The 12,475-nt window shown below is 75.2% G+C and carries 9 protein-coding genes; 6 read left to right on the forward strand and 3 right to left on the reverse strand.

The window, feature by feature from the left end; translation table 11 throughout:
* The first annotated feature begins 564 nt into the window (after nucleotides 1–564).
* The 3 genes from SCK26_RS04305 to SCK26_RS04315 all read left to right on the forward strand — a co-directional run bounded on the left by SCK26_RS04305 (nucleotide 565) and on the right by SCK26_RS04315 (nucleotide 4,744).
* The gene (locus SCK26_RS04305; RefSeq protein WP_318199908.1) at nucleotides 565–1,482 is read left to right on the forward strand and encodes a MurR/RpiR family transcriptional regulator; all 918 of its coding nucleotides are present in this window, start codon (nucleotides 565–567) and stop codon (nucleotides 1,480–1,482) included.
* A gap of 361 nt (nucleotides 1,483–1,843) precedes the next feature.
* Nucleotides 1,844–2,224, forward strand: a complete 381-nt coding sequence (locus SCK26_RS04310; RefSeq protein WP_318199909.1) for a hypothetical protein — start codon at nucleotides 1,844–1,846, stop codon at nucleotides 2,222–2,224.
* A gap of 105 nt (nucleotides 2,225–2,329) precedes the next feature.
* Nucleotides 2,330–4,744 carry a SpoIIE family protein phosphatase gene (locus tag SCK26_RS04315; RefSeq protein WP_318199910.1) on the forward strand — a complete coding sequence of 805 codons (2,415 nt, stop codon included), beginning with the start codon at nucleotides 2,330–2,332 and terminating at the stop codon, nucleotides 4,742–4,744.
* Nucleotides 4,745–4,800: 56 nt separating this feature from the next.
* On the opposite strand, the gene SCK26_RS04320 is transcribed toward SCK26_RS04315, so the two are convergent.
* The 3 genes from SCK26_RS04320 to SCK26_RS04330 form a co-directional block, all read right to left on the reverse strand.
* Nucleotides 4,801–5,466 carry a DUF4232 domain-containing protein gene (locus tag SCK26_RS04320; protein ID WP_318199911.1) on the reverse strand — a complete coding sequence of 222 codons (666 nt, stop codon included), beginning with the start codon at nucleotides 5,464–5,466 and terminating at the stop codon, nucleotides 4,801–4,803.
* A 254-nt stretch (nucleotides 5,467–5,720) separates the two neighbouring features.
* Nucleotides 5,721–6,269 (reverse strand): flavin reductase family protein, encoded by a 549-nt coding sequence (locus SCK26_RS04325; protein ID WP_412080705.1) that lies wholly within the window; start codon nucleotides 6,267–6,269, stop codon nucleotides 5,721–5,723.
* 501 nt (nucleotides 6,270–6,770) lie between these two features.
* Nucleotides 6,771–7,604, reverse strand: a complete 834-nt coding sequence (locus tag SCK26_RS04330; RefSeq protein WP_318199912.1) for a hypothetical protein — start codon at nucleotides 7,602–7,604, stop codon at nucleotides 6,771–6,773.
* Between the two features lie 182 nt (nucleotides 7,605–7,786).
* Here SCK26_RS04330 and SCK26_RS04335 point away from each other — a divergent pair, with 182 nt between their 5' ends.
* The 3 genes from SCK26_RS04335 (at nucleotide 7,787) to SCK26_RS04345 (ending at nucleotide 12,457) form a co-directional block, all read left to right on the forward strand.
* Complete coding sequence (locus SCK26_RS04335) at nucleotides 7,787–8,527, forward strand: TetR family transcriptional regulator (protein ID WP_318199913.1); 741 nt, start codon at nucleotides 7,787–7,789, stop codon at nucleotides 8,525–8,527.
* A gap of 183 nt (nucleotides 8,528–8,710) precedes the next feature.
* Complete coding sequence (locus tag SCK26_RS04340) at nucleotides 8,711–9,121, forward strand: Zn-ribbon domain-containing OB-fold protein (RefSeq protein ID WP_318199914.1); 411 nt, start codon at nucleotides 8,711–8,713, stop codon at nucleotides 9,119–9,121.
* 543 nt (nucleotides 9,122–9,664) lie between these two features.
* Nucleotides 9,665–12,457, forward strand: coding sequence for a hypothetical protein (locus SCK26_RS04345; protein ID WP_318199915.1), 2,793 nt, complete (start codon nucleotides 9,665–9,667; stop codon nucleotides 12,455–12,457).
* Nucleotides 12,458–12,475: the final 18 nt, after the last annotated feature.

Here is a 12,475-nt window from a genome sequence, read left to right on the forward strand (position 1 = left end):
CCGCCCGATCGGCAACGGCGGCGGGAACGGTACCCCGACCCGACCCCGACCCCGGCACCACGCGGCCCGTGCCGTCACGCGCGCGGACGGCGACACGTGAACGCCACCCGGTACACACAGACGCTCGGTACCGCTGCAAGCGGGCGCACGGGCTGCCGACGGTCCCGGACCCCACCGCCGCCACGGCGCGCGAACGACCGGCGGTGCTGCTCGCGGCAGCCGCCCGATCGGCAACGGCGGCGGGAACAGTACCCCGACCCGACCCCGACCCCTGCACCACGCGGCCCGTGCCGTCACGCGCGCGGACGACGACACGTGAACGCCACCCGGTACACACAGACGCTCGGTACCGCTGCAAGCGGGCGCACGGGCTGCCGACGGTCCCGGACCCCACCGCCGCCACGGCGCGCGAACGACCGGCGGAACGGATCACGGCGGCCGGCCGGGCGGTGACGTGGGTCGTTCGCTCGCCCTGGCCGACGGTGGGGGTGCCGTCTCAACCCCCTGGTCACGGCGGTCGGTGAGCTATGTTGAGTCATCGTGGCAGACAAAGGAGGCCGACCCGTGCCCTCGCCGCAGCAGGCACGCGCACAGGCATCAGCGATCACGTCGGGCAGGACGGCGCCCGGGGCCGAGGCCGCGCCGACCTCCCGGCTGCGGGACCTCTTCGACGGGCCGCGTCTGTCACCGGGGCAGCGGCGGATCGCCCAGTACCTGATCGAGCACATCACCGAGGCCGCCTTCCTGTCGATCACCGAGCTGGCCGACCGGGCCGGGGTCAGCCAGCCGTCCGTCACCCGCTTCGCCGCCGCCGTCGGCTTCAGCGGCTATCCGGCGCTGCGCGAGCGGCTCCAGTCGATCGCGCTGAGCAGCCTCGCGGGCGGGCCCGGCGAGGAGGACCGGGCCAACGAACTCCAGGCCGCCGTGGACGCCGAGATCGAGAACCTGGAGAACCTGCGGCGCGACCTCGCCGACCCCGACCGGGTCATCCGGGTCGGCCGCGCGCTGTCCCGCTCCACCCCGCTGACCGTGCTGGGGCTGCGCATCTCGGTGTCGCTCGCCGAGTACTTCGGCTACGCCGCCCGCCGGATCCACCCGGACGTGCGGCTGGTGACCCGCGGCGGCAGCGTGGCCTACGACGCGCTGTTGCAGGCCCGGGAGGCGGGTGGCGGCTGGGTGCTGGCCTTCGCCATGCCCCGGCACTCCCAGGAGACCCTCCAGGCCGTCCGGGTGGCGCGCGACGCCGGTCTGAAGGTGGCCCTGGTGACCGATCTGGCGCTCGGGCCGCTGGCCGACGAGGCCGACGTCACCTTCGCCACCGGCACCGGCTCCCGCCTGGTGTTCGACTCCTACGCCGCCCCGGGGGTGCTGGCGGCGGCGCTGCTCCAGGCCATGACGGACGCCGATCCGGAGCGCACCCAGGCCCGGCTGGAGAAGTACGAGCAGCTGTCGGAGCAGCACCAGTTCTTCCTGCGGGACTGAGCGGCGGCGGAACGGCACGGTCACGGCCGCGCCTTCCGCCCGCACCCGGCAGTCGTGAAGATCTTGCGGTCATCCGCCCGCGGGACGGGGATGATTCACCGCAAACGGCGCATGAATGTTTTCATACGTCTTGAAAAGCGATCGGCATATATAAATACTGCTCCGCGGACTCACCGCACAGCCCCCGCACTCGGGGCCCCCGCGCGCACACGCCGAGCCGCCGTCCCCTTCCCACGTCGGCGCCCGGGGTGTGCCGGGGCGCGTCGCCCGCGCGACGCGCCCGTGGCGGCCCCGGCCATCCCCTGGGCCGGGGCCGCCCCGCCCCCCGTCGACCACCGTCACGACGCCGCCCACGGAAGCGATGATCATGCACCTGACCAGCACGCGTATCAGCCCCGACTGGCCCTGTCAGGTCAAGACGCCGGGCAGCTACGACTGGGAGCGCTCGGCGGCCAAGTGGCTGCGCGAGCTGATCCCCGCGCGCTACGCCAGCTATCCGGCGCTCATCCGGCACCCGGTCCTGCTCGCCCGGCACGCGCAGCTCCAGGTGCAGCAGGAGATCCGGGTCGCCCGGACCGCGCTGCAGACCGCGCGGACCGAGCTGCCGGTACTCGGACTGCCCGAATCGGTGATCGAACACACGATCAAGCTGTACGCGGCCGAGGTACTCCAGCTCCAGCACATCGCGCGCAGCGTCCGTGCGGTCAGCGCGGCCCTGGCCGCCCGCGGCACCGGCCGCTGAACCCGCCGCCCGCCCCCACCCGCCGGGCCGCTCATACGAACGTCATGGCAATCCGGACCCGGCAGACGAGTGATCCAACGGGCCGACGTGTGCGATGCTCGTCGCGTGACGAGCGAGCCTCTGTTTCCGGGGGACCGCGACACCGGATCCGGGCCGGCGGCGCCGGCCGAGGTCGTGGCCCGGCAGCGCGCCGAGCTGGACCGTCTGCGGGACCAGGCCGCGGCCTCGGCGATCGTTGAGCGGGCCAAGGGCGCCCTGATGGCCGTCACCGGCTGCGCGCCGGACGCCGCCCACCAGGAATTGCTGCAGCGGGCCAAGGACGGCAACCGCACGCTCATCGAACAATGCTGGCTCACCCTCGGCACGCTGCCGCCGCCCAGGGAACGGCCCGCCCACCCGGCGCCGGCGCCCGCGGCCGTCACCGAAGGCAGGAGCGGGCCCGCCCACAACGGCGATCTCACCGAGCTGCTGGCCGCCCTCGGCCGCGCCCTGGTCCGGGTCGGCTCGCCGCACGAGCTGGCCGGCTGTCTGCTGGAGCGGCTGGCGCCCGAGGTGGACGCCGACGCGGTGCTGCTGTACGAGCGGCTGCCCGAGGACGGGCTCGCCCTCGTCGGACACGCCGGCGTCGAGCCCGTCCTGGCCGCCCAGTGGCGGCACGTCCCGCCGGTGACCGGCCTGCCCGCGCTGGAGGCACTGCGGTCCGGGCGGCCGTGCTGGCTGGAGCACCCCGCCGAGGACCGCACCCGCTACCTGCTCATCGGGCCCCCGCCGGAACGCTGGCTGACCCGGGCCTGGCTGCCCGTGCCCGAGGGCGACACCGCGCGCGTCGCCCTCGGCGTGCTGCGCCGGCGCGACGCGCCGTTCTCGCCGCGCGAGCGGGAACTGCTGCGGGCCGTGGCCCGGCTGTGCGCGGGCCGGCTGCGCGCCTTCGACAGCCCCTGCACCGCCACGGCCGGGGACATCTCGCAGACGGTGCAGGCGGTGTTCGACGCGCTGCCGGGCCCGGCGGTGCTGCTGACCCCGCTGCGCGCCGCCTCCGGCGAGGTCACGGACTACCGGATCACCGCCGCCACCCCGGAGGCGGCCGACGTGTTCGGCCCGCCCGGCCGGGACCTGGTCGGCAGGCACCTCCTGCGGAGCTACCCGTCGGTCGCGGGCGCGCCGCTGCGGCGGGGCTGTCTGCGGGCGCTGGAGACCGGGGAGCCGTACGAGAGCGAACCGTTCGCCTACCGGGACGCGGCCGGCACGGCGCCCGGGACCGCCACCTACACGGTGCGGGCGGCCCCGCTGGGCGAGGGCCTGGTCGTGACCTGGCTGCGGTACGACCCGGTGGACCGGCAGGAGCAGCGGCTGGCCGACGTGCAGCGGCTGGGCAACCTCGGCTGGGCCAACTGGAACCTGATCACCGGAGAGATCTCCTGGGCCGCGCAGACCTACACCGTGCTCGGCCGGCGGCCCGACGAGCCCCCGGTGCCGCTGGAACGGCTGCCCGGCCTGGCCCTGCCGGAGGACACGCGTCCGCTCGCCCGGGCGATCGACGAACTGGTCTCGCACGGGCGCCCGGTCGACGTGCCGTTCCGGACCGAGACGGCCGTGGGCGCCCGGCATCTGCGGATGGTCGCGGAGGCGGTCACGGCGCCCGACGGCGTCCCGGTCGAGGTGCACGGCTTCGTCCAGGACCTGACCGCGCAGCGCAGCGCGGAACTCGCGCTGGTGGAGAGCGAGCGCGCGATGCTGCTCCAGCGCGGCATCCTCCAGGCCGAGCGCGCCCTGGCGGCCCGGCTCCAGCACGCCCTGCTGCCGCTGCCCAGCAAGCCGGTGCGGCTGGCCGGGCTGCGCGTGGAGGTCGCCTATCTGCCCGCGCAGGCCGGCATCCACGTCGGCGGCGACTGGTTCAGCGCCATCGAACTGCCCGACTTCGACGCGCTGTTCGTGGTCGGCGACGTCGCGGGCCACGGCATCGACGCGGTCGCGACCATGGCCCAGCTGAGGTTCACCGCGAAGGGGATGGTGAGCACCGGTTCCTCGCTCACCGGGGCGCTGGCGCGGCTCAACCAGCTGCTGCTGCACTCCCGTGACGGCCAGACCACCGCCACCATGGTCCTGGCCCGCTACGACACCGACCGGCACCTGCTGACCTGGGCGCAGGCCGGGCATCTGCCGCCGGTGCTGGTGCGCCGGGGCGAGGTGCGCTTCCTCGACCGTCCCGGCGGCATCCTGCTCGGCGCGACAGGCGCCCCCGTCTACGAGTCGCGGGAACTGCGGCTGGAGCCCGGGGACCGGCTGCTGCTGTACACCGACGGCCTGGTGGAGCGCCCCGGCGAGGGCCTCGACGCGGGCTTCGCGCGGCTGGCCGAGGCGGTGCGGGCGCACGGCCGCGGCGAGTCCGGTTCGCTGGACGCGCTGCTCGCGGCGATGCTCCCGGACGAACGGCGGGACGACGTGTGCGTGCTGGACATCCGGATGCCGCTGGAGGAGGTCCACGACGCGGTGGACAACCCACGGGTGACGGACGGCTAGAGCGTGTTCCGGGTGGTGCGGGCGGCCGGCGCGGGTCCCGGTGACGACGGCGCGGGTCAGCCGCCCTGGCCGGCGCTTCCGATCGGGCCGACCTTCACCGGGGAGCCGGAGCCGTCCGTGACGGGCAGCGTGGCGGCGCCCGGCCAGGCGAGGGAGACCGACTTCGTCTCGTCCGGCGGGGTCACCACCAGCCCCGTGACGCGGACGCCGGAGCCGCCCGAGTCGTTGACCGGGTAGGTGATGCCGAAGGCCACCGACTCGCCGTACTTCAGGACGGTCCGGCTCGCCGGCTCACCGGTGCGCCGCGCGGACAGCGACCCCGCGTTCGTCTTCAGGTCGACGCCCGCGTAACCCGAGAGCGCGCAGTCCCGGCCGCCGCCGTTCGTGAACTCCACCACGACGGTGCCGCCCGGATCGCCGTCGATGGTGTGGTCCGCCGCCGTGACCTCCAGCTCGTCGGTGCGGCACTTGCCGGTCTTGCCGTCCTTGTCGGAGCCGGTCCCGGCGCCCGTGCCCTGCCCCTCGCCCGGGTCCTTCCCGGCGGAGGTCTTCGCGGCACCCCGCGCCGAGCCGTCCGATCCCGGGCCGCTGTGCGCAGAAGGCGATGCCGGCGCGGCGGACGAGTCGCTCCGGCTCGTGGCGTCGCCGTCGCTCTGGCAGGCGGTGAGCGAGAGGCCCGCGGCGACGGCCAGGGCCGCGATGGTGATTTTGGTGACGCGCATGGTGTCAACCTCGGTATCTGTCGGTCGGGGTGCCGGCCCGTCGGTACGGGCGCGCTTTCCGCGTACCAAGAGCCGTCCGGCCCGGTCCGCCGTTTCGCCCGACCACCCGCTGGTACAACCCTGTTACAGGCGGCGGCGCGCCAGACCCGGAGCGGCGGTTGCCGCACCGTTCCGCGACTGCGCGCCTGTTCCCATCCGCCGTCCGCCGGGACGGACCCATGACCCGGGAGCCGGAACCGGCCCGGCCGTCCCGCTCAGTCCGCCGGGTGGCCCGCCTCGATGGTGGCGGCGTCGGAGAGCCGCAGCAGCGGCCCCGGCCGGCCCTCGCCCCATCCGACCGGGTCGAGCACATGGCCGACGTGGTCGCCGCCGTCGACGCGGTGCAGGACGGTGCCGACGAACCAGGCCGCCACGTCCTCCAGGACGACGGCGCCGGCGGGTCCTTCCCGCCAGCCGGGCCACGCGAACTTGTCGGCGTCGTCGCCGGTCCGGCCGCCGAAGTGTTCCGCGAGGTCCCGCTGGTCACGGGTGAGCAGGTGGACGGCGAGGTGCTGCGCGGCGCGGGCGACCCGGTAGGTGTGGTTGGCCTTGGACAGCCACACGACGAACCGGGGCGGCCGGATGGAGCACTGCGAGGCGAAACCGACCAGACAGCCGGCCCGCTCACCGCCCGCCACGGCGGTCACCACGCACATGTCGGGGTCCAGCCGGTCGAAGAAACCGTCCAGCTCCTCCGGGCCCGCCGCCGGCCCACCGCTGTCCGCCGTGCCGTCCGCGCGTCCCGTGCCGCTCTCGTCCGCCATACGCTCCACTCCGTCCGCTCCCGTCCGGCTCCGCGCCGGCGGTGGGTTGTCGCTCCCGCTCCGGTGTGCCCCGCGTGCCGTCCCTGAATCGTCGCCGACGCCGGTGCGGGACTCCAGCGGGCGACGCGTGTCGTTCCCGGCCGTGCTCGCCTTCGTGCCAAAAGATCCTCATGACGACTCCCCGCTCCCGCCCTTGGTCACGCCGTGCCTCCGCGGCAGACGGTCCCGGCACCGCCGTCGCGCCGGGCCTCGGCGCTCACCACGCCGGACGGGTTCGCGCCGCCGCGGGCGCGGTGGCGCGGCCTGGTCCTCGGCGAGGGCTTCGGCCGGGCCGCCGAACCCTTCCGGTGTGCCGGTGCCTTCGGCCGGGTGCACCGGCGTGCGCTTCCTGTCCGCGCCGGCCGCCCTCGTGTCCTCGGCCACCGGGCCCGAGCCGACGCCGACGTCCGGGGGGCCGTCCGGCACGGCGGGCGCCGGGCAGCAGGCCGCGGTCGGGCCGGGTCAGAGCGCTCCGCGTGCGAACCGGCTCAGCGAGGCCGTGAACGCGGCGACGAAACGATCCCGGTCCGGCTCCGGCAGCGCGTCCAGGGACAGATAGGGGTTCAGGTCCTCCAGTTCGACCAGCAGCAGGCCGCCGTCCGGCGCGCGGCAGGCGTCGACGCGCTGGATGCCGCAGCCGAGGGCGTTCCAGTCGACGAACCGGCGCGCGAACCCGAGGTCGGCGGCGGTGGCCCGGTACGGCCGCAGCTCCCAGCGGCGCGCGGGGTCGGGGGCGTACAGGGCGTACTGGAAGTCGTCGTCGACGAAGTAGAAGGACACCTCGTAGGCGAAGTCGACGCAGGGCTGGATCAGGAGGTCGCCGGAGGCGAGGCCGGGCAGTTCGCCGGCGGGGACGATGCGCAGGCCGAGGGAGTCGGCGCCCGTTCTGGGCTTGACCACGTAGCGTTCGGCGGCCGGCAGCAGGCGCACGTCCTCGGCGCGGTCGACGGTCGGGATCACCGGAAAGCCGGCGTCGGTCAGGTCGAGCAGGTACTGCTTGCCGGCCATGTCCGCCTTCCCGGTGAGCGGGTTGTACACGCGGGTGCCGGCGGCGAGCGCCCGGGCACGGAAGGCCTCGTACTCCCGCTGGTAGCCGAGGACGGGGCCGCTGTTGCGGACGACGACGGCGTCGAATCCGTCCATCAGGGCCGCCGCGTCCCGCGGATGGCACAGGGCCAGGTCGAAGTGGGCGCGCAGCCGGGAGGCCAGGAGGATGTCCTCGTCGCAGTAGCGGCGCCCGCGGGCCTGGTACGCCAGGTCGGTGACGTACAGCAGGCGGGGTCGTGCGGCGGACATGGGAGTGCTCCTCGGGAGGGTGCGGGCCGGTGCCGGCGAGGGGTGGTGAAAGGTTACGCCGGAGCATGCGGCCCTCTTCGTCCGCCCCTGAGCGGAGGAGCGGTACGACACTCAGTACCCTCGTCCGCCACTCGCACTGCACTGAGTGCCACAAGACGCGCCCGGGTGCTACGTTCCCGTCCATGAGCTCCAGCAGCGCGGTGCCGGCCGCGAAGCCGCCGATCCGGGACGCCCTGGTGGCGGCGGCCTTCCGGCTCTTCCTGGAACGCGGGTACGAACAGACCACCGTGGACGACATCGTGGCCCTGGCCGGGGTCGGCCGGCGTTCGTTCTTCCGCTACTTCCCCTCCAAGGAGGACGTGGTCTTCCCCGACCACGAGGGCGCTCTGGCCGAGATGACCGACTTCCTCGCGGCGAGCGGCCCGGAGCACGAGCCGGTGCGCCGGGTGTGCGACGCGGCCCGGCTGGTGCTGCGGATGTACGCGGAGAACCCGGCCTTCTCCGTGCAGCGCTACCGCCTCACCCGCCGGGTGCCGGGCCTGCGCGCCTACGAATTGTCGGTGGTATGGCGCTACGAGCGGGCGCTCGCCGAGTACTTGCGCGGGCGGTTCGCGGGGCGGCCCGACGGGACGCTGCGCGCCGATGTGATCGCGGCGGCCGTGGTCGCGGCGCACAACAACGCGCTGCGCTCCTGGCTGCGGTCGGACGGCGTCGGCGACGCGGGCGCGGCGGTGGACCACGCGCTGGCCTATGTGCAGATGACATACGCGCGGCCGGCGGACACCCCGGCCGTGTGGAGCGGCCCGGCCGGACCCGGCGCGGACGCGGGACCGGACGGGGAGGTGGTGGTGCTGATCTCCCGCCGGGACGCTCCGCTGTGGCGGGTGGTACAGGAGTTGGAGACGGTCCTCGACCGCTCCTGACCCGGCCGCCGGACGGGGCCCGGGCGCACGGCCCGGCCCTTTCAGTGGTACGGAGTGCCTTTACGAGTGACACTGAGTGCCATACCCTGTCGGCGTGCACGGTGGCACGGCAACCGTGCGCACGCGTGCCCGGTCCGCCCAGGGGCACGCGCGATTCCGGCCGAGCGCAGGGAGTTGACCAGCGTGTTTCACCACTCAGCAAGCACCTCGAGGCCGGCGGCCGGTTCCGCGACGGGTGTTCTCGACCCCGCCGCCGACTCCCGGGACGCCCTTCTCTTCCAGCGCTGCACCTGGTGCGGCACGGCGATGTACCACCGGCTGCTGTGTCCGGTGTGCCAGGGCAGCGAGCTGCGCACGGAGCGCAGCGAGGGGGTCGGCACGGTCCGCCACTCCACCGTGGTGCACCGCAACACCCCGGCGGCGCGCAATGTGTCGCTGGTGGAGATGACCGAGGGGTTCGTCGTGCGCGGCCGGGTCATGGGCCCGCCGGTCGGCATCCACAGCGGTGACCGGGTCCGGCTGTCCACCGCGCAGGACCCGGTGCGCGGTGAACCGGTCTTCCAGCTGGTGGACGAGTACCGGGCCTGGACCTGACCGCAGTAGGAGTGTCTCGGCGGCCACGGGACGACGTCCCGTACCGGGAACGGACGTCCGGTCCCGAAGGCCCGGTTCGCGGCGAGGCCGACAGCCGGTGCCAGCGCGCCGTCGCGTGCGCCGGACGCCGGCGGCGGGAGCGGGCGTCCGGCGCGGGAGCGGGGCCTGCGGTGGCCCGAACAGCGCGTCCGGCATGCGCGGGTCCGCCCCGCCGTGCGCTTCGTGCGCGGCCCGCACCGGGAGTTCGGCCGGCGGCTCCCACAGCGGGCGCAGCATGAGCCGCACCCCGCCCGCGTGCGCGGCGGCCCGCTCCCCGCGCACCACGCCACCTCCGCCCGCCGTCCAGTAGCGGACGGACCGGCGGGCACCTGTCCGGTCCCGGCAACTCGGTGCGCCCGCAGGGGCTTTCGGCCCCGGCGAGTCCGCGATGTGATCCATCACCCGTCGCGCACAGGCAACCCACGGACTTCGCCTTCCATCCTCCGGAGACGAGGGACGCCCGGGACCACCGGGACGTCCGAGGTCGGTGTTCGAGGAGGAACAGTGGTCCGTGCCCGGCACATAGGGGTGATGGCCGCCGCGTTGCTCGCGGTGGCCGGGGCATCCCCGGGGGCGGCGGTCGCCCGCTCCCAACCGGACGGCTCCCAAGAGGCGTCGGCCGCACGTGACGCGGTGCCGCTGCCGCCGGGATGGCGGCTGACCGGGAGCGGCTCGGCGCAGCGGCTGGTGTGGCGGTCCGAGCGCCCGGTGCCGATGGGTGACGCCCGGGTCGAATTCCGGTCCGCGGGACGCCTGCTGGGCGTGCCGCGGCCGGCGGCGGACGGCCGCACCTTCCGACTGCCGCTCGGCGAGCGGCGGTTGACCCGGCTGCGGGGCATCGTGCCGGGCTCGCCGTCGCGCGGGCTGGAGGTCTGGGCCGGCGGACGGCGGCTGGACGCGCCGCAGGCGCCCGGTGCCGCGCCTGCGGTGCGACCGCCCGCCCCGCTCCCGGCGAACGCCGTGGATCCGGGCAAGCCCGGCGGCTACCGCACCAGGACCGGAGAGTACGCGCTGAAATCGGTCCGGCTGCCCGGCCTCCCGGCACCGGTGGAGATGCGCGCGGTGGTCGTCGCACCGGTCGGCGCCACCGGCAAGCGGCCCCTCGCGCTGTTCCTGCACGGCCGCCACGCCACCTGCTACAAGGGGCGCGAGGAGGTCGGCATGGACTGGCCCTGCGCGGCCGGCACCACACCGATACCCAGCCACCGCGGCTACCTGCGCGACCAGCGGCTGCTCGCCTCGCAGGGCTACGTGACCGTCTCCATCGCCGCCAACGGCGTCAACGGGCAGGACTTCGCGGCCGAGGACGGCGGCGCGCAGGCCCGCTCGTCGCTGGTGCGCCGGCACCTGGCCCGCTGGGCCGACTGGGCCGAGCACCCCGGGAGCGCGCCGAAGGCGGTCCGCGAGGCGCCGCGTGCCGATCTGTCGAAGGTGCTGCTGGTCGGGCACTCCCGGGGCGGCGAGGGCGTCAACCGGGCCGCGCTGGACAGCCTCACCCCGCCGCCCGCCGGCCAGGACGGCTACCACGGGCCGGTGCGCTGGACGGTCCGGGGCACCGTCCTCATCGGTCCGACCGTCTTCGGTCAGAACCCGGTGCCGGACGTGCCGTCGGTGACCCTCCTGCCGGGCTGCGACGGTGATGTCTCCGACCTCCAGGGCGAGGTGTACGTCGACGGCACGCGCGCGGTGGGCAACGGCACCGCGCTGCACAGCGCCGTGTACGTGATCGGCGCCAACCACAACTTCTTCAACTCGCAGTGGACGCCGGGCCAGGCCGCGGCGCCGGCCGAGGACGACTTCTTCGACGACTCGCGGCACCCCGACCCGGTGTGCGGCAAGGGCGCCGCGACCCGGCTGTCCGCCGACCGGCAGCACCGGGCCGGCAGCACGTACATCGCCGCCGCCGCGCGGCTGTTCCTCGCCGGGGACGACCGGGTGCGGCCGCTCCTGGACGGCTCCGGGAAGCGGGCGCCGTCGGCGGACCCGGCACGGGTGCTGAGCCACGCGGTGGGCGCCCGCCGCAGCGGCGGGTTCCTGCCGGACGGCGGGGTGTCGGTGACCGGCGGCACGCTGTGCGCCGCGGTCGACCCGAGTCCGGCCCGCAGCTGCCTGGCCGCGGGCACCAAGGGGGCCTCGCCGCACTTCGCCCGGTGGGAGACCGACCGCGAGACCGGCCGGCAGGCGGTCGCGCTGCGCTGGACCCGGGCCGGCACGGCGGCCCGGGTGACGCCGGGGAAGCCGGTGTCGCTGTCGGGTTCGACGGCGCTGGCGCTGCGTGTGTTCGTACCGCCGAACACGCGCGGTACGCGGCTGGACGTGGCCCTGACCGACACCTCCGGCAAGAAGGCGAAGCTCGGCCGGGTCACGCTGGACGGGCTGCCCGGCAGCGGGCGGACCGCCTCCTACTGGGCGCGTGAGGTCCGGGTGCCGCTGTCGGCGGCCGGCCGCGCCGGTCTGAAACTGGGTTCGGTCAAGTCCATGGAGCTGACGTCGCGTTCGGCGTCCGGACGGGCCTGGCTGATGGACGCGTGGGGCTGGCGGCCCGGCACGCCCGCGGTGCGCGCGCAGGCGCTGCCGCGCGTGGACGTCGGCCGGGCGACCGTGGACGAGGGGGACGCGGGCACGCGTACCTACCGGGTGCCGGTGCGGGTGACGGGGCACGGCGGCAGCGGCCTGGTCCGGGTGTACGTCGTCGACCCGGTCACCGGGCGGACGACGGACCGGCTGGTGACGGTGCGTCCGGGCGGTCACGAGGCCGATGTGCCGGTGGAGGTGCGGGGCAACACCCGGTACGGCACCGACGTGTCCCACGACGTGCTGGTCAAGGCGGTCCGCGGCGCGGTCGTCGGCTCCTACCGGGGCGGGCTCACCGTGCGCGACGACGACCCGGCGCCGACGACGACCCTCACCCCGGCCGCCGCGAAGGTGACCGAGGGGCAGCCGCTGAAGTGGCGGGTGAAGCTGTCGGAGCCGGTGGACGTGGACATGAGCGTCTGGTTCGAGGTCGCGCCGGCCGCCGCTTCGGAGCTGTCCACCAAGGACGTCCCGGCGCGCTGGCTGCGGGACGAGACCGGGGAGAAGCCCGATCCCGAACGGCCGCTGTCGAAGGTGGCCGGACTCTCGCTGTGGGGTGACATCCCGGCGGGCCGCACCAGTGTGGACCTCACCGTGCCCACGGCCGCGGACGGCGTCCGGGAGTCCGCCGAGTCGGTGCGGTTCCGGCAGCTCGATCCGGACACCGGCAAGCCGCGGGCCGGCGGCCTGGAGGCGACGGGGACGGTGCTCGACGCGTCGTAGGACGCCGCCTTCCGGGTG

The organism is Streptomyces sp. SCL15-4 (assembly GCF_033366695.1).
Lineage (GTDB): Bacteria > Actinomycetota > Actinomycetes > Streptomycetales > Streptomycetaceae > Streptomyces.